Genomic DNA, 16116 nt, shown 5'->3' with positions numbered 1-16116 from the left:
CCTCGTCGTAGCCTGTCGCCGTGCCGGAACCCGTGGACTCGTGGTGGGCGCGTCGACAGCGCTCCAAGGGCACTGCTGTGCCCTACGAGGTGGGCCGGTTCAGGGCGGACTGGGAGCGGTATCCCGTGCTCATCCGGCAGTTCCATCCCGACCTCAACTACGGTGTCGCTCTCACTCAGGTGCCCCCTGCTGCGGATGTCTGGCTGCTCTGGCAGTGCGATGTCGGACACGCATTCATCGCAACACCCTGGGAGCAGCGACAGCGGCCCGGCACCTCACGCCGCCGCTCCACGTGGTGCCCGGAGTGCGCCGCGGGCGCGACCGCGCGAGTGATTCGGCAGGAGCCCAGGACAGCGCGACCCGCAGCGCCGGCACCGCCGGTCCGGCCAGCACGTCCACTCTGTCGGCGCTCAGACGCCTACCGGCACGGGGAAGGGGATGCCTTCGCCAGCGTGTGCGCGCCGGTGCGGGCATCCGCGGTCGAGGGTGACCTCCATCATCGGTTGGCGTCCCGGCTCGAGTTCACGGAGGGCATGAACGCGGTGCGCATCCGCCAGCCCTTCTTCGAGCACCTGGAGGTCTGGCCGGACATCGTGCTGCCGGAGCTGCGCGTGGCGATCGAGTACGACTCGACGGGGCGCGACGGTCTCGAGCATGTGGGAAAGCGCGAACCCGTCGACCTGCGTAAGGACAGGCTGCTCCGTGCTGTCGACTGGGAGGTGATCCGCATCCGCGCGGGCAAGCTGCAGCCGCTCGGTCCTCACGATCTTCAGGCATCGACGGTGAGTGAGCGGCTCATCGACCGCGTACTCGATGAGCTGCGTGACATCCGTGGCCACCTTTTCGTGGACTGCTACCTGCGCTGATCCACGCATTCTCGGCGAGGAGTTCCCGTCGTTCGCGGTGCTTTAGAGTGTGAACAAACCTCGTTCGAAAGGCCCTTCGTGACCGTAGTTCGTCGCCTTCGGCTCTCCGCCGTCCTCGTCATGGTGGTTGTTGTCGCGTCTGGCGTCGTAGCCTTCTCTCCCGCCCAGGCAGCACCGCCGACCCCTGTTGCGGGCAAGGCCGCGATCTATGGGGCGGTGGCACCGGATGCCGGGCCGGTGACAAACGGCAGTCTCTCGGTTTCGTTGCTCACGCCCGAGGGCTGGGTTGTGAAGAGTGGCACCGTGAGTGCTAACGGGAGCTACTTCCTCACCGCCAACGCCGATCCCGGAACCTACCGGCTCCAATTTGACTACTCGGGATCGGGTTCGTGGGTTCGAACGTATTGGGCACCGCCCGGAGGCTCGGAGGGAGATACCTTCATCCTGACGGCGAACCAGACACTCGAAGCGAGCGGTCCGATCCATCTCGGCTCATCTATCACTGGCACGGTGACGGTGCCGGACACCCTTTCGCCCGCGGGTATCGCTGTCGAAGTCCGTGATGCCGCTGACGACACCGTTCGACGCGACACAACCGACGCGCTCGGGGCCTACGAGTTGACCAATCTGGCTCCCGGAAACTACTACATCTATGTCGAGCCGACCGACGGGATCCTGCGGCGGGAGTATTGGCCGAATGCTCGCTCGATCGCCGAGGCCACTCCCGTCATAGTCGATCTCTACAACACGGCGTACTCAGGTATTGACGTGCAGCTCGACCCGGCCCCCGTCATCACGGGCGTGGTCACCCGATTGCTCGACGATGGCAGCTCGGAACCCGTGCCAAACGTCGAAGTGCAGATATTCCGACCCTTGGACTCCGCAACCTTCAGGACGGGGACAGACAGCAAAGGACGATACGTGGTCCACTCGGGTGGAATGGGAGACTTCGTCCTGCGCTTCCAACCACCGGATGGCTCAGGGCTCGCCCCGGAGTACTGGGAGGATTCGCCAGCGCGGGCAGGTGCGATCGTTCTGAGCGATGACCACCAGTTCCACTCCGGGTACGACGTTGTTCTGTCCGAAGCGACGACGATCAGCGGCCGGGTTCGGTACGAGACCGCATCTGGTGCTGAGGCCAACCTTGCGCAGGCATGGGTACAGATTTACTGGGTGGACGAGCGCGGGGAGCCGCGGTACCACGACAGCGCATTCTCCGGCACTGATGGCGCCTTCGTGTTGCCGGCCCTGCCTCCGGGTGATTACCTGGTCCGTTTCAGCGACGGTTCGAAGAAGGGTGTTGCGCCGACGTTCTGGGGATCGAGAACTCTCGCTGGCGCGACAAAGATCACGGCGACACCCGGTAGCTCGTTCGACCTCGGAGATATCGTTCTCAGACCTCCCGTGATAACGACCGATCGAATCTCAGGATCCAATCGTTTTGCGACTGCGGTCGAGATCAGCAAGGAGCAGTTCCCGGCGCCAGACCCCGACGTGCCGGTTGTCTACATCGCGAACGGCCTCAACTACCCGGATGCGCTCACCGCTGGACCTGCTGCCATTCATCGCGGGGGAGGCCTTCTGCTCGTTACGCCTGATTCGATACCGGCCGTCGTGGCGGCCGAGCTCGAGCGACTCGACCCCGAGAAGATAGTCATCGTCGGGAGTGCGTCATCGATCAGCGATGTGGTGCGGAGCGCACTAGCGGCCTACGTCGATTCGCCGTCCCAGATCCAGCGCCTTGGAGGTGCGAACCGCTACATCACTTCGGAACTTGTGGTTCGTGATGCCTTTGGGGAAGGCGGTGCCGACACAGCATTCATCGCAACCGGCCTCAACTATCCCGACGCGCTGGCGGCGGGTCCAGCGGCCGGGTACCTCGATGCGCCGATAATTCTCGTGAACGGCGCGGCATCCGCTCCCGATGCGGGCACGCTCGATCTGATCAGTTACCTTGGCGTTGACAAGTCGTACTTCGTCGGCTCGAGCGCCAGCCTCAGCGACGGCATAGTGAATCGGATCGTTCAGGGGATGGCGTTCATAGGCCAGCGATTCGCGGGTGCAAATCGATATGAGACTGCTGCCCAGGTCAACAGTTCGATCTTCGGTCCAACAGACGATGCCCTGATCGCAACAGGCACAGGATATGCCGATGCACTCGCAGGGGGACCGCTCGCCGGAGCTCGTGGCATCCCCCTCTACTTGTCCAAACCGACCTGCGTTCCGGGGGATGTGTTCACGGCTATGAGTGATCTTGGCGTGTCTCATGCCGACCTCCTCGGAGGCGTTCCGACCCTCAGTGCCGACGTCGCGCAGATGGTGCGCTGTTGAGTCGCTACCTGCGCTGACGCTGCCCCGCGCGGTGTCAAGACCCTGACGGTCGCGGGCCGACCTGCGAGGATGGGGCCATGACGCTGCACATCACGGGAGATCCGTCAGCGGACGCTCTCCTCACCGAGAACCCGTTCGCTCTGCTCACCGGCATGATGCTCGACCAGCAGGTCACGATGGAGACCGCGTTCGCCGGTCCCGAGAAGCTCGCGCAGCGACTGGGGGAATTGACGCCCGCCTCAATCGCGGCGACGGACCCCGCCGCTCTCCTCAAGGCATTCCAGCAGTCGCCGGCCGTTCACCGGTTTCCCGGATCGATGGCCGAGCGCCTGCAGTCGCTCGCCAAAGCGCTTGTCGACAACTGGAACGGGGATGCCGCCGAGCTCTGGACCCGCGGAGACCCCACCGGTCCCGAGGTGCTCGGTCGCCTGCGCACGCTCCCCGGCTTCGGGGAGCAGAAGTCCAAGATCTTCCTCGCCCTCCTCGGCAAGCAGTACGGATTCAGCGGTACGGGCTGGCGCGAGGCTGCCGGGGCATACGGTGCGGAGGGTTCGGAACTCTCCGTCGCCGACATCGTCGACGCGGAGTCGCTTGGTCGGGTGCGCGAAGCCAAGAAGGCCGCGAAGGCTGCGGCGAAGGCGCGATGAAGAAGCGCATAGCCGACCTCGTCGCCTGGGTCATGAACCTGTTCCCGGTGCGCGTCTGGATGCACTTCGGTGAGCGCAACGGCCCAGTTCTCGCGGCGGGCATGAGCTACCAGGCGCTCTTCGCCGTGTTCGCCGGGGTCTACGTCGGCTTCTCGATCGCTGGCATCTGGCTCATCGGGCAGCCGGAGACGTTCGAGTCCCTCCTGAACGTCGTCAACACCACCATTCCGGGCCTGATCGGCGAAGACGGGGTGATCAAGCCCGAGGACGTCGCGACCATCGGCGCCTCGAGTGCGAGCTTCCTCACCTGGACGGGCATCATCGCCCTCGTCGGCCTCGTCATGACTGCCACCGGCTGGATCAGCTTCGCGCGGCTCTCGATCCGGGTGGTCTTCGGACTGCAGAAGGAGAACCGCAACTTCGCGATCCTTCTCGCGCTGGACCTCCTGGTGGCCCTCGCCCTTGGTTTCCTTCTCGTCGCTGCCGCGGTGCTCTCGGTCGCGAGCACCGCGGCGCTGGACGTCATTTTCGGCTGGTTCGGCGTCGGCACCGCCGGCCTTGGTTACACGATCCTGGCCCGCGGCATCGGTCTTCTCCTCGTGCTTGTGATCAACACCGCGGTCCTTGTGCTCATGTTCCGCTTCCTGTCGAAGGCGACCCTGCGCTGGCGCTCGCTCCTCGGTGGTTCGCTGGTCGGTGGAATCGGGATGCTCGCACTCCAACTCGGAAGCTCGCTTCTCCTGGGAGGCGCGACCGCCAACCCGCTGCTGGCCAGCTTCGCGGTGCTCATCGGTCTCCTGCTGTATTTCCGCTTCACCAATATGGTGATCCTGGTTGCCGCGTCGTGGATCGCCGTTGGCGCGGCCGACCGTCGGGAATCACTCGTTCCAGAGTCCACCGAGTTGGAGGGAGCAGGCGACGCGCCAGAGACTGCGGAGCGCTTCGCCGCGGCGTGTGCGCGTGTGGTCGACGCTCGTCGCGAACTCGCGCATTCGAGTCCGGTGCGCCGGATCGCGGCATCTCGTCGCGTGCGCAGCGCCGAACGGGAGCTCGCGAATATCGTTGTCGAGAATCCCGATACGCTCTCGGGAGTCCGCTGACTCCCCAGACTGCAACGTAGGTGCCATGAAGCAACACACGACGAGACTGATCGCGTGGGTGAAGGCCCTCTTCCCGGTGCGGGTGTGGATGCACCTGCTCGACCGCAACGGAATGCTCCTCGCCGCGGGCATGAGCTACCAGGCGCTGTTCGCCGTGTTTGCAGCCGCCTACGTCGGCTTCTCGATCGCGGGTGTCTGGCTTGCCGGTGACCCGACCACACTGGAATCCCTCATCAACATCGTGGGAACGGCGATTCCGGGCCTGGTGGGCGACGAGACCGGCATCATCCACGTCGACGACCTCATCGCGGGGACGACCGCGAGTCGTGGCATCCTGACCGCTACGGGCGTCATAGCGCTGGGGGGATTGATCTGGACCGCCATCGGCTGGGTCACGTTCTCGCGGATGGCGGTGCGTGCTGTCTTCGGGCTCGAGAAGGACCGTCGCAACTTCTTTCTGATGAAGGCCCGCGACCTGCTCGTCGCGCTCATCTTCGGTGCGCTGCTCGTGATCGCCGCCGGCCTCTCCGTTCTCACCACGGCGGCGCTCGACTGGACTTTCGAGCAGATCGGTCTCAGCACTGCGGGCCCCGGCTACACATTCCTGGCGCAGGGATCCGGTTTCGTGTTGATCTTCGTGATCAACACTGTCGTACTGGCGGCCCTGTTTCGGTTCCTGTCGCGCGCGGCCATCCAATGGCGTCGGCTGGCGGGTGGTTCTGCGCTGGGCGGCTTCGCGATGCTCCTCCTCCAGATCGGCAGCTCACTGCTTGCCGGGGGAGCGACGCGCAACCCTCTGCTGGCTACGTTCGCGGTCTTCATCGGTCTGCTGCTGTTCTTCCGGATCTCGAGCATCATTACTCTCACCGCCGCATCCTGGATCGCGGTCGGTGCCAGGGACCGCGAGGAATCGCTCGTGCATATCTCGAGCGAGGAAGCACAGCGTCGACGGGAGGAAGAGGAGCGTGCGGCCCTGCTGCTCGCTGCCGAGGTTCGGGTGCGTGAGGCGCGCAGCGACCTGGAGAGTTCGTCGTGGGTTTTGCGATTCTCGGCGACATCCCGACTAAAGCGCGCGCAAGCGGAACTCGAGAAAGTGAAAAGCGATGCTCCCTAGACCCCCACGTACTCCTTGAGGTGCTGACCTGTGAGGGTGGATGCGTCCGCGACCAGGTCGCGCGGAGTTCCCTCGAACACGACGGTCCCGCCGTCCTGACCGGCTCCAGGGCCGATGTCGATGATCCAATCGGCATGGGCCATGACCGCTTGGTGGTGCTCGATCACGATCACCGTCTTGCCGGAGTCGACCAGTCGGTCGAAGAGCCCGAGCATGTGCTCGACGTCGGCGAGGTGAAGGCCCGTCGTTGGTTCGTCGAGCACGTAGATTCCACCCTTGTCCGCCATGTGGATGGCGAGCTTGAGGCGTTGGCGTTCCCCGCCCGAGAGGGTTGTGAGCGGCTGGCCCAGGCCGAGGTAGCCGAGGCCGACGTCGACCATCCGGGAGAGGATGGCGTGTGCCGGGCCGGAACCGAAGAAATCGTGGGCTTCGGCTACCGACATCCCGAGCACTTCGGCGATGTTCTTGCCGTCGAGCGTGTACTCGAGCACCGCGGCCTGGAACCTCTTGCCCTCGCACAGCTCGCACACCGTCGCAACGCCCGCCATCATCGCGAGGTCGGTGTAGATCACGCCGTTGCCGTTGCAGTTCGGGCAGGCCCCCTCGGAGTTAGCACTGAAGAGCGCGGGCTTCACGCCGTTGGCCTTCGCGAAGGCCGTGCGGATCGGATCGAGCAGCCCGGTGTACGTGGCAGGGTTGCTGCGGCGTGACCCGCGGATCGCGGTCTGGTCGACGGTGACAACGTTCTCGCCGCGCGGGATAGACCCGTGGATGAGCGAGCTCTTGCCGCTGCCGGCAACACCCGTCACGACGGTCAGCACTCCGAGGGGGATGTCCACGTCCACGTTCTTCAGGTTGTGGCGAGTGGCACCGCGTATCTCGAGAACCCCCGTGCGTGTGCGGACCTCGTCACGAAGGGCAACACGATCATCGAGGTGGCGGCCGGTCAGGGTGTCGCTCTTACGGAGGTCGTCCACGGTGCCCTCGAACTGGATCTGCCCACCGTTGACCCCTGCGCGCGGGCCCAGGTCGATCACGTGGTCTGCGATCGCGATGGTCTCGGGCTTGTGCTCGACCACGAGCACCGTATTGCCCTTGTCGCGCAGGCGTGTGAGCAGGTTGTTCATACGCTGGATGTCGTGGGGATGCAGACCGATCGTCGGTTCATCAAAGATGTAGCTGACATCGGTGAGGGACGACCCGAGGTGGCGCACCATCTTCACGCGTTGTGCCTCACCACCTGACAGTGACCCCGAGGTGCGGTCGAGGCTCAGGTAGCCGAGACCGATCTCCACGAGCGAATCCAGCGTCTGCTGAAGGGGTGCCACGAGCGGGGCGACCTGCGGATCGGAGATGCGGCGCATGAACTCCGCGAGGTCGCTGATCTGCATGCGCGAGCAGTCCGCGATGCTCTGGCCATCGATCTTCGACGAGCGGGCGGCCTCGTTGAGGCGCGTTCCGTCACACTCCGGGCACGGCATGAAGGCCACCGCCCGGTCGATGAAGGCCCGTACGTGTGGCTGCACGGCATCCTTGTCCTTGGACAGGATGCTCTTCTGCACCTTGGGCACGAGACCCTCGTAGGTGAGGTTCATGCCGTTGACCGAGACCTTCACCGGCTCCTTGTAGAGGAAGTCCTGGAGCTGCTGCTCGGTGAAGTCCTGGATCGGCACGTCGCCGGGCACGAAGCCGGATTCGGCGAAGGTGCGTACCATCCACCCGTCCGCGCTGTAGCCGGGGATGGTGATGGCACCATCGAGCAACGACTTCGTGCGGTCGAAGAGCTCGTCCAGATCGAGGTCGGTCACATGCCCCAGCCCCTCGCATCGCGGGCACATGCCCTCCGGCGCGTTGAAGCCGTAATAGAACGACGGGCCGATGTGCGGCTCGCCGAGTCGGCTGAACACGATGCGCAGCATCGCGTTGACGTCGGTCGCCGTTCCCACCGTCGACCGAGAGTTGGCTCCCATGCGTTCCTGGTCGACGATGATCGCAGCGCTGAGATTCTGGAGGGTGTCGACGTCCGGGCGGCCGAGGCTCGGCATGAACCCCTGCACGAAGGCCGAGTAGGTCTCGTTGATCAGTCGCTGGGATTCCGCGGCGATCGTGCCGAAGACGAGTGAGGACTTGCCGGATCCAGACACACCGGTGAAGACGGTGAGGCGTCGCTTCGGGATGTCCACGGAGATGTCGCGGAGATTGTTCTCGCGAGCACCGCGCACGCGGATCACGTCATGACTGTCGGCAATGGCAGGTTCAGTGTTCACGGTGTCCACTTTGGCAGATCCCGCTGACATTAGTCGATCGAGCGGGGTCGTCAGGCCCAGACGAGCGGGCGGGCGACGAACGCGCGAAGGTCGCCGTACTCGGTGTGCCCACCGAACGTCGCCTTCTTGTACGGCATGAGCACAGCGGCGGATGCACCGTCCCGATGCTCCAACCGCACCTCCACGGCATCGGTCCGCTCCCTGGGCAGGCGCGTGTTGATGACGAGCGCCGTGCATCTCGACTGGTCGCGGACCTGCCGGAGGTGCAGCACGGCGGTGCGCACGAGATCCTGGGCCTCGGGGTGCTTGCCGAGCGCAGACCTGTCCTGGTCCACCTCGAGCACGCGCCCATCCTCGGAGATCAGGAGCGCGGCGGGTTCGAAAAGGAGTGCCTCGTTCAGCCTTGCCTGCGCGAACCGGATCGCCGTGTCGAGGAGTCGATCGAGATCGGCCTGAGCGGCCTCGCCTATCGCGTCCCCCCACGAGTGCATGCGTTCATCGTAGCCAGTGGTGCAACCCCTCCGCTGGCGACAGTACGGGGGTCACGCGGAGCACCGTGGGGTACCCTCGGCCCGTGAGACAACGCATCGATACCCTCATCATCCTCGGCGCCGGGGGAGACCTCACGGGCCGCCTGCTTCTGCCGGGCGTTGCATCCTTCCTCGCCTCGAGTCAGGCCGAGAGCCTCACGATCGTCGGCGTGGACCGTGCCGACGTGAGCCCGGAGGCCTGGCGCACCAAGATCACGACGGCGTTCGAGGCCTACCCGTCCGCGCTCGGTCGTCGGGTTGCAGAGGCGAGTCGGTACGTGAAGGCGGATGCCACGAGCGCAGACGACCTGGCGAGCATCCTGGGTTCCGCCACCGGCCGCGTTGCGCTCTACTTCGCACTCCCGCCTGCCGTGACGGTGCTCGTCTGCAAGGCTCTCTCGACCCTTCGCCTGCCCGCCGGGATCGCGCTCGTGCTCGAGAAGCCTTTCGGCACGGACCTGCGCTCGGCGCAGTCCCTCAACCGGCTGCTCGAGACGATGGTGCCGGAGACGCAGATCTTCCGGGTCGACCACTTCCTCGGCAAGTCGACCGTGCTCAACATGATCGGTCTCCGCTTCGCCAATCGCATCTTCGAGCCCCTCTTCTCCAGCGAGAACGTCGAGAAGGTGGAGATCATCGTCGACGAGCGCCTCGGCCTGGAGAATCGCGCCGGGTACTACGACAGTGCCGGCGCCCTCGAGGACATGATCCAGAGCCACCTCCTGCTCGTTCTGGCGCTCACGGCGATGGAGCCCCCTGCAAGCATGGATGCGGACGATCTCCGTGGCGCGATGGCCCAGGTGCTGCGCGCGACCCGGCCGTGGCACAAGAACGGCACGTCCTCCCGGCGTGCCCGCTACGGCGCAGGCCGGATCGATGGAAAGCGGCTTCCCGCCTACGAGGACGAGAAGGGCGTCGATCCACACCGTAAGACGGAGACGCTCGCAGAGGTGACTCTCGCGATCGACAACTGGCGCTGGGCGGGAGTTCCGTTCATCGTGCGCTCGGGCAAGGCGCTCGCCGACGACCGCCAGGACATCATCGTGACGTTCAAGAACGTTCCGCATCTGCCGCACGGCCTCACCGGCGTGCCCGGGCCGAGCCGTCTGCGCGTCTCGCTGAAGCCCGCGACGCTCGACCTCGATCTCGTCATCAACGGGTCGGGCGATCCCTTCACGCTCGACAGTTCGATCCTGCACGCCGATCTCGGCGACCCCGAGCTGAGCGCCTACGGTGAGGTGCTCGCGCAGGTTCTTGAGGGCGACCCGATCATCTCCGTACGTGGCGACATCGCGGAGCAGTGCTGGCGCATTGTCACGCCCGTGCTCGCCGCGTGGCGCAAGGACGTCGTGCCCCTCGAGACCTACCCGGCGGGCACCCCTGGTCCTTCGGGGTGGATAGTCGATTAGGCTCGCCCCATGATCTCCGTCTGGCAGCGCGTGCTCGTGCTGTTCGGCGTTGTGCTCGTCACGATGGTCCTGGCGCCGGATGCCCAGGCCATGGTCGTGGCTGGTGCAGCACTCGCGATCGCAGCCCTTCTGGCTGCGCGTTTCGCCGCAGTCGCCACCGGATCCCGTGAGATCCGTGTCGGTCACCGCTCGCGGGCCCATCGCGAGGCGTATTCGTACCTGCCTGAGCCGAGTCATCCCGCGACCCCCGGTCGCACGCGAGCCAGGGCCCCGGGCCTGGTCGTTCCGGCCGCGCTCTAACCTTCTTCCCCGACGGGATTCCCGTCCGGGCGGATGCGTGGTCGACGACGACCCCTTCCGACCCTGACGATATGGACATCCCGTGAACCTCTATGCCTTCCCCCCGATCGCCGCTGCCCTCGATGCAGCGCACAGCGCCATCACCTGGCTGATTGCCGCCCTCGAGCCCCTCGTGCCAGCGGGAGCCGCTGGCCTCGCCATCGTGCTTGTCACGGTACTCATCCGCACAGCACTTATTCCGGCATCCGTCTCCACCGTGCGCGGAGAAATAGCACGCCGCAGACTCGCCCCGCAGATCGCACGCCTGCGCAAGCGATACGGCAAGCAGCCCGAGATGCTCCAGCGCAAGACGATGGAGCTCTACTCGAACGAGAAAGTCAGCCCCTTCGCGGGAATCCTCCCGTTGCTCATCCAGGCACCGGTGCTCTCGCTGCTCTACGGCCTGTTCGTTCTTACCACGATCGGTGGCCATGCCAACGCCCTGCTCGCGGAGACGTTCCTGGGGGTGCCGCTCGGCACCTCCCTCGTCTCGGCGATCGGCACCGGGGGTGACCCGGCACAGATCGCCGTCTACGCCGTGCTTCTCCTCGCCATCGGAGTCGTGGCGTGGTTCTCCCGGCGTGCGACGGCAAGCTACCTGGGGGAGTCGGCGGTGGACACGCCACCCGGGATGCAGCGGCTGTCAGGCATCTTCAGCTGGTTGCCGTTCCTCACGGTCGTGTTCGCCGCCATCGTGCCCCTCGCGGCCGCGATCTACCTCGCGGTGACAACCACGTGGACGCTGGTGGAACGCCAGCTCCTGCGACGTGCTCTCGCCTAGCTCGCAAAGAACGAGCGCAAGTGCGGGGCGATCGCATCGTTGGAGACCTGGTGCGTCTGGCCCGGCAGCACCTCGTGCACGGCCCCGGGCACGGCATCCGCGACGCCCCGCACTGCCGCAACCATGTTCGGCTTCGCCTTGCCGCCCACCATGACGAGCGTCGGGACACGGATGCCCGCCAGCTCGCTCGACGGCACCGTGAAGTCGTTCATCAACTCGGTGTCATAGGGCAGGGTGTGCGCGACGGCCTGCAGCTGCCGATGGACCTTCGGCATGAGTCGCATCATGAGCGGCAGGAACCAGGGGCCGCCCACCATGTCCACCATGAAGAAGCTGACCATGCCCCCTCGCTCGCCGGCGGCTAGCTTCGACTTCAGCACGGCGAGGGCGTCGACGGGCTTGCCCTTGACGGTGACCTGGCCGACGAACGGAGCCTCGTAGCTCGCGAGCGCACGCATCGTGACGCCGTGCGCGGCCGCGCGAAGCGCCAGCCCGCCGCCGGAGGAGAATCCCGCGACGAAAGCGTTGCCGCCCGCCGCTCCGATGATCGCGGCGAGATCCTCGTACTCGCGTTCCGGGGCGTAGGGCGCGGTGTCGCCGCTCTCGCCACGGCCGCGGCGGTCATAGAAGTACACGGTGAACTCGCCTGCGAGGTGCTCGGCGAGGCTGCGGCACGGGCCGAAGTCGCGGTAGCACATCGCGCCATCCACGAGAACGAGCGCCGGCCCGGTGCCCACCTTTTCGTAGGCGATCCGCGTGCCGTCCTGGGACGTGGTGAACTCGGTCATTTCTCTCCTCCCGCGATGAGCGCGTCGATCTTCTCAAACGATTCCAGCCAGCCCGCGCGAGTCTGCTCGCGGAACTCCTCGCCGAACGGCCCCTGGTGCATGGTGAGGCGGGTGGTCTGCCCGTGATCGTGGAACTGTACTCGCAGGATCACGTTCTCGATGTCCCCGGCGCTCGTCTGGGCGCTCATGATGCACTCGAGGTACTCGTGCTCGACGATCTCGACGATCGTGGTGCGCAGCGGGTAGACGCCCGCGTCATCCTTCATGTCGAGACTCCACGCCCCTCCCGGTACCGGTTCGACAACCACGCTCGCCTCGTCTACGCCGACCGCGTGCGGTCCGAACCAGCGGGCGAGAAGTGCGGGATCGGTCCAGAACTTCCACACCACCGCGACGGGGGCCTGGAACGTCCTTGTGATGTACACGTCTCGTTCGGTGGCTTCTGGCATCACGCGGTCACTCATCGGGTGTCTCCTTGGTCGTTGCCTGATAGTGAGCGAGTGCCTCGTCCAGGCGGTCGAAAGTCCTGTTCCAGAAGCGTTTGTACCGATCCATGTACTCGGTCGCCTCCTTGAGAGGTGCTGCCTCGAGATGGCTGTAGCGGGCCGTTGCGACACGGCTCCGCGAGATGAGCCCTGCGGTCTCGAGAACCTTGAGGTGTCGCGATATCGCGGGCTGACTCACGGCGAACGGCTCGGCCAGCTCCGACACGCTCGCGTCACCCTCCGAGAGCCGCTGGAGCAGCGCGCGGCGGGTCGGATCCGCGAGTGCGGCGAAGACCGAGGAGAGCTGGTCCATCTATAACCAATCAGTTATGAAACAAGTGAGTTATAGAGTAACGCGCCCTGCTGCACTGTCAAGTTCAGTCCGACCGGGAACGGGCTCCGAATACCTGTCATGACTCGAAACGTGAGGCCAGTGTCCTCCACCGTGCGACGCGACGTGGCGTGCCATCCGATCGTGGCGTGGCAGTTCCAGGCGGGGCTCGATCCCGTCGGCTACTACCCGTCGTACGGTCCACTACCCGCCGTTGTGGGTGTGCGTGACCAGTCGGGCGACTGGGGAACCCCCGGCCACGAGCGCACGCTCGAACTCTCGGACGGCGGCTTCGTGATCGAACGCCTCACGGATGTCAGGTCCCCAACGTTCTTCGCGTACGACCTCCGCGACTTCCAGAAACTCTTCGGCGGGCTCGTGTCCGGAGCGCGCGCGGAGTGGAGCTTTGAGCGCATCGCGGAGGGCACGAGCATCCGGTGGACCTACGCGTTCCACCCCAGGCTCGGTCGACGGTGGATCGTCGCCCTCATCGTGAGGGCCGCGTGGGCGCCGTACATGAAGCGCGTGCTTGCTCGCATCGCAGAAGGAACGGCCAGCGCTACGCGGACCTCATGACGTCGGAGCTGAACGCATCGATGCGCGCCAGAAGGCCCTCGGCCCGGCTCGCCAGCATCTCGGCGGGCGAGGGCTGCATGTCGGAGGCCGGGGGCAGGATGCGGATCAGGTGCGAGCACGACAGGTCGGCGCAGATGTAGGTGCCCACGGTATTGCCGTCCCTGCCGGCCTGGCCCGCCTTGGGTGCCGAGAACAGCGTGACCTGGTCGCTCGGCTGGGTGATGCGACACAGCGAGCACATGGCCGGGATGCCCGACCTCAGCGCGCGCTCGCCAGCGCGCAGCACGAGCCCGACAGCCTCGTCACCCTTCCAGAACACGACGTAGCCGCGCTGCTGGGCCTGCGGGTCCCGCCAGCCGAGGTACTCGCGATCCTCCCAGATGACCTCGTGCAGCCCGGGGAGGGGGATGCGCTCAGACTCGCCATGGCTCGCATTCACGAAGCTGGCCCGGATCTGGTCAGAGTTGAGGGGCTTCATCCCTCCAGCGTAGCTTCGGCCCCGAGTGAGGCGGGCGAGGCTACAGCGTCGTCAATCCCGACTCCGCCATGTCGATGACCCGCTGGATGACGCCCTCTGCGTGTTCTCTCGGCAGGGCGCGCAGCGGTCCATCGATGAGCAGCATCGCGAGCCCGTGCACCGACGACCACGCGAGGAACTCGGCCTGGGGGCGGCTGGCCTCTGGCATGACCCCTGCTGCGACAAGCTCGTCGAGCGAGTCCCCGAGGAGCTCGAACGGGGTTCGTCCGCTGGGTCCCGCACGAGTGGGACGCGCCGCGCCCTCGAGGTCGGCCGGCACGAAGAAGGCGGTTCTGAACAGGCCGGGCTCGTCGAGCGCGAACCGCACGTAGGCCGTGCCGACCGCCCTCAGGTGTCCGCGCGCGACCGAGATGGCGTCGGAGTCCGGAACGAGCGTGAACTCCTCGTCGATCTTCTCGGCGAGCGCCGCCTGGGCCGCGTCGCAGACCGCCGCGAGGAGCGCCTCCCGATCGGCGAAGTGCCGGTAGGCGGCGTTGGGGGAGACCCCCACTCGCCGCGTGGCCTCCCGCAGTACCACGGCGTCCGGTCCTCCGACGCGCGCCAACTCGATGCCAGCAGACACGAGCGCCTGCCTCAGGTCACCGTGGTGGTAACGCTCGCGGTTCGGAAACGCTTGTGGAACGGTCATGCGACTCCCTGTGGACGTGTCCTCCATCCTATGGCAGTGTGGACACCGTCTACATCTAGCAAGGACCGACACGTGAGCGAACGGATGCCACGGGCCATCAGGCCCTTCGTTTTTGCGCAGTACCGCATCCTGGCCACCGCCCTCACGCTGTCCCTGTTCGGATCGGGCGTGTGGCTCGTCGCCTTCGTCTGGCAGGTGATCGGACTCGGCGGGTCACCCATCGACTTGTCCGTCGTGGCCACGGGGAATGCCATCGGGCTTCTCGCCGCCGTCCTGTTCGGGGGCGTCGCCGCAGACCGCATCCCGCAGAAGTACATCCTCCTCGCGGTCGAGGTGACCAAGGTCATCGTCGCCTCCGCGGTCGCATTCCTGGCGTTCTCGGGTGTCCTGGCGATCTGGCAGCTCGTGATCGCCGCCGTGATCCTCGGGCTGGCGGAAGGCTTCTTCTTCCCCGCCTACACGGCGCTCCTGCCGGGCATCCTCCCTCCCGACCAGCTGCTCGCGGCGAACGGCCTCGAGGGCATCCTCCGCCCTGCCACGATGCAGGCCCTTGGACCACTGGTGGCGAGCATCGCCATCGCGGCGTGGTCCCCGGCAGCTGCCTTCGTCATCATGGCGATCGCGCAGGGTCTCGCCGCCGTCTCGCTGCTCTCGCTCAGAACCACTCCCACGCACCGCGCACTCGAGGGCGAGGTGGGTGCGGGAGTGGCCTCGCTGCTCCGCGATGTGGGAGAGGGCTTCGGGTACATGTTCCGCACGCCGTGGCTCCTCGGCACTCTTCTCTTCGCCTGCGTCTTCGTGCTCGTCGTCGTCGGCCCCATCGAGGTGCTCCTTCCGTTCGCTGTGAAGGACCAGGTTCCCGACGAGGTCCAGGCTCTCTTCGGTGGCGGGGCCGGGGCGTTCGCCATCGTGCTCGCGGCGTTCGGCCTCGGTGGCGCGCTCGGCTCGTTCGTGACGGCATCCGTTCGCCTGCCCCGCCGCTACCTGACCGTCATGAACGTCTCATGGGGGCTCGCGTGCATACCGTTGATCGTGATCGGCTTCACGACCCAGCTGTGGGTCATGGCGGTGGCGGTCTTCATCACCGAGTTCCTGTTCTCCGTGGGCAGCGTGATCTGGGGAACGCTCCTGCAGCGCAGGGTGCCCAAGTCCCTCCTCGGCCGCGTGTCGAGCCTCGACTTCTTCGTCTCGCTCGCCCTCATGCCCGTGTCTATGGCGCTCGCAGGGCCCATCGGGGTGGCGTTCGGCATTCCCATCACCTTCGTCATCGCCGGGATCTTCCCTGTGCTCCTCGCCGTTGCCGTGATACTCATCGCGCGGATGCCACAGGACGAGATCGCGAATCCGCTCGATCACACGGATGCCGTGGCATCCACCACCTAAGGA

17 protein-coding genes are annotated in these 16116 nt (G+C 66.0%); 10 read left to right on the top strand and 7 right to left on the bottom strand.

Going from position 1 to position 16116, the window contains the following annotated elements:
* Nucleotides 1–20: 20 nt before the first annotated feature.
* From HDC94_RS11610 to HDC94_RS11590, 5 genes are all read left to right on the top strand, one after another.
* Nucleotides 21–866 (top strand): hypothetical protein, encoded by an 846-nt coding sequence (locus HDC94_RS11610; protein WP_179497721.1) that lies wholly within the window; start codon nucleotides 21–23, stop codon nucleotides 864–866.
* Nucleotides 867–944: 78 nt separating this feature from the next.
* Nucleotides 945–3197, top strand: coding sequence for a cell wall-binding repeat-containing protein (locus HDC94_RS11605; RefSeq protein WP_179497719.1), 2253 nt, complete (start codon nucleotides 945–947; stop codon nucleotides 3195–3197).
* Nucleotides 3198–3274: 77 nt separating this feature from the next.
* Nucleotides 3275–3844 (top strand): HhH-GPD-type base excision DNA repair protein, encoded by a 570-nt coding sequence (locus tag HDC94_RS11600; protein ID WP_179497717.1) that lies wholly within the window; start codon nucleotides 3275–3277, stop codon nucleotides 3842–3844.
* On the top strand, nucleotides 3841–4944 hold the full coding sequence (locus HDC94_RS11595) for a YihY/virulence factor BrkB family protein (RefSeq protein ID WP_179497715.1): 1104 nt from the start codon (nucleotides 3841–3843) through the stop codon (nucleotides 4942–4944). The genes HDC94_RS11600 and HDC94_RS11595 overlap by 4 nt, the downstream gene beginning before the upstream one ends.
* Nucleotides 4945–4969: 25 nt before the next feature.
* Nucleotides 4970–6058, top strand: a complete 1089-nt coding sequence (locus tag HDC94_RS11590; RefSeq protein WP_179497713.1) for a YihY/virulence factor BrkB family protein — start codon at nucleotides 4970–4972, stop codon at nucleotides 6056–6058.
* Here HDC94_RS11590 and HDC94_RS11585 read toward each other — a convergent pair.
* Both HDC94_RS11585 and HDC94_RS11580 read right to left on the bottom strand, forming a co-directional pair.
* Nucleotides 6055–8355, bottom strand: coding sequence for an excinuclease ABC subunit UvrA (locus tag HDC94_RS11585; RefSeq protein WP_179497712.1), 2301 nt, complete (start codon nucleotides 8353–8355; stop codon nucleotides 6055–6057). The two genes, HDC94_RS11590 and HDC94_RS11585, sit on opposite strands and share 4 nt — an antisense overlap.
* A gap of 20 nt (nucleotides 8356–8375) precedes the next feature.
* Entirely contained in the window at nucleotides 8376–8816 is a 441-nt protein-coding gene (locus tag HDC94_RS11580) for a hypothetical protein (RefSeq protein ID WP_179497710.1), read from the bottom strand.
* An 83-nt stretch (nucleotides 8817–8899) separates the two neighbouring features.
* On the opposite strand from HDC94_RS11580, the gene HDC94_RS11575 reads away from it, so the two are divergent.
* From HDC94_RS11575 to HDC94_RS11565, 3 genes are all read left to right on the top strand, one after another.
* Nucleotides 8900–10264: a glucose-6-phosphate dehydrogenase gene (locus HDC94_RS11575; protein ID WP_179497708.1), complete on the top strand. Its 1365-nt coding sequence runs from the start codon at nucleotides 8900–8902 to the stop codon at nucleotides 10262–10264.
* 9 nt (nucleotides 10265–10273) lie between these two features.
* A complete protein-coding gene (locus HDC94_RS11570; protein WP_179497706.1) occupies nucleotides 10274–10564 on the top strand; it encodes a DUF6412 domain-containing protein in 291 nt (96 codons plus the stop codon).
* A gap of 82 nt (nucleotides 10565–10646) precedes the next feature.
* Nucleotides 10647–11384 (top strand): YidC/Oxa1 family membrane protein insertase, encoded by a 738-nt coding sequence (locus HDC94_RS11565; protein WP_179497704.1) that lies wholly within the window; start codon nucleotides 10647–10649, stop codon nucleotides 11382–11384.
* On the opposite strand, the gene HDC94_RS11560 is transcribed toward HDC94_RS11565, so the two are convergent.
* Genes HDC94_RS11560 through HDC94_RS11550 form a run of 3 tightly spaced genes read right to left on the bottom strand, consistent with a single transcriptional unit; the run spans nucleotide 11381 to nucleotide 12970 of the window.
* Complete coding sequence (locus HDC94_RS11560) at nucleotides 11381–12172, bottom strand: alpha/beta fold hydrolase (protein ID WP_179497702.1); 792 nt, start codon at nucleotides 12170–12172, stop codon at nucleotides 11381–11383. The genes HDC94_RS11565 and HDC94_RS11560 overlap by 4 nt on opposite strands.
* Nucleotides 12169–12636 carry an SRPBCC domain-containing protein gene (locus HDC94_RS11555; protein ID WP_179497700.1) on the bottom strand — a complete coding sequence of 156 codons (468 nt, stop codon included), beginning with the start codon at nucleotides 12634–12636 and terminating at the stop codon, nucleotides 12169–12171. The genes HDC94_RS11560 and HDC94_RS11555 overlap by 4 nt, the downstream gene beginning before the upstream one ends.
* Nucleotides 12629–12970, bottom strand: coding sequence for a helix-turn-helix transcriptional regulator (locus HDC94_RS11550; protein WP_179497698.1), 342 nt, complete (start codon nucleotides 12968–12970; stop codon nucleotides 12629–12631). Before HDC94_RS11550 ends, HDC94_RS11555 begins: the two co-directional genes overlap by 8 nt.
* 120 nt (nucleotides 12971–13090) lie before the next feature.
* Between HDC94_RS11550 and HDC94_RS11545 the strand changes: the two genes are divergently transcribed.
* Nucleotides 13091–13564 carry an SRPBCC family protein gene (locus HDC94_RS11545; protein ID WP_218870563.1) on the top strand — a complete coding sequence of 158 codons (474 nt, stop codon included), beginning with the start codon at nucleotides 13091–13093 and terminating at the stop codon, nucleotides 13562–13564.
* On the opposite strand, the gene HDC94_RS11540 is transcribed toward HDC94_RS11545, so the two are convergent.
* Nucleotides 13548–14042 (bottom strand): FBP domain-containing protein, encoded by a 495-nt coding sequence (locus HDC94_RS11540; protein ID WP_179497694.1) that lies wholly within the window; start codon nucleotides 14040–14042, stop codon nucleotides 13548–13550. The two genes, HDC94_RS11545 and HDC94_RS11540, sit on opposite strands and share 17 nt — an antisense overlap.
* Before the next feature lie 40 nt (nucleotides 14043–14082).
* Nucleotides 14083–14730: a TetR/AcrR family transcriptional regulator gene (locus tag HDC94_RS11535; RefSeq protein WP_179497692.1), complete on the bottom strand. Its 648-nt coding sequence runs from the start codon at nucleotides 14728–14730 to the stop codon at nucleotides 14083–14085.
* A 72-nt stretch (nucleotides 14731–14802) separates the two neighbouring features.
* Here HDC94_RS11535 and HDC94_RS11530 point away from each other — a divergent pair, with 72 nt between their 5' ends.
* A complete protein-coding gene (locus tag HDC94_RS11530) occupies nucleotides 14803–16113 on the top strand; it encodes an MFS transporter (RefSeq protein ID WP_308495711.1) in 1311 nt (436 codons plus the stop codon).
* Nucleotides 16114–16116: the final 3 nt, after the last annotated feature.

Source organism: Leifsonia sp. AK011 (genome assembly GCF_013410945.1).
In the GTDB taxonomy this organism is placed as follows: Bacteria; Actinomycetota; Actinomycetes; order Actinomycetales; family Microbacteriaceae; genus Rhodoglobus.
This window is presented reverse-complemented; position numbering and strand designations above follow the sequence as displayed.

Coding starts and splice junctions, on each gene's coding strand:
- HDC94_RS11550 (WP_179497698.1), bottom strand. CDS start 12,970: ATGGACCAGCTCTCCTCGGTCTTCGCCGCACTCGCGGATCCGACCCGC.
- HDC94_RS11570 (WP_179497706.1), top strand. CDS start 10,274: ATGATCTCCGTCTGGCAGCGCGTGCTCGTGCTGTTCGGCGTTGTGCTC.
- HDC94_RS11585 (WP_179497712.1), bottom strand. CDS start 8,355: ATGTCAGCGGGATCTGCCAAAGTGGACACCGTGAACACTGAACCTGCC.
- HDC94_RS11590 (WP_179497713.1), top strand. CDS start 4,970: ATGAAGCAACACACGACGAGACTGATCGCGTGGGTGAAGGCCCTCTTC.
- HDC94_RS11540 (WP_179497694.1), bottom strand. CDS start 14,042: ATGAAGCCCCTCAACTCTGACCAGATCCGGGCCAGCTTCGTGAATGCG.
- HDC94_RS11595 (WP_179497715.1), top strand. CDS start 3,841: ATGAAGAAGCGCATAGCCGACCTCGTCGCCTGGGTCATGAACCTGTTC.
- HDC94_RS11535 (WP_179497692.1), bottom strand. CDS start 14,730: ATGACCGTTCCACAAGCGTTTCCGAACCGCGAGCGTTACCACCACGGT.
- HDC94_RS11580 (WP_179497710.1), bottom strand. CDS start 8,816: ATGCACTCGTGGGGGGACGCGATAGGCGAGGCCGCTCAGGCCGATCTC.
- HDC94_RS11600 (WP_179497717.1), top strand. CDS start 3,275: ATGACGCTGCACATCACGGGAGATCCGTCAGCGGACGCTCTCCTCACC.
- HDC94_RS11555 (WP_179497700.1), bottom strand. CDS start 12,636: ATGAGTGACCGCGTGATGCCAGAAGCCACCGAACGAGACGTGTACATC.
- HDC94_RS11560 (WP_179497702.1), bottom strand. CDS start 12,172: ATGACCGAGTTCACCACGTCCCAGGACGGCACGCGGATCGCCTACGAA.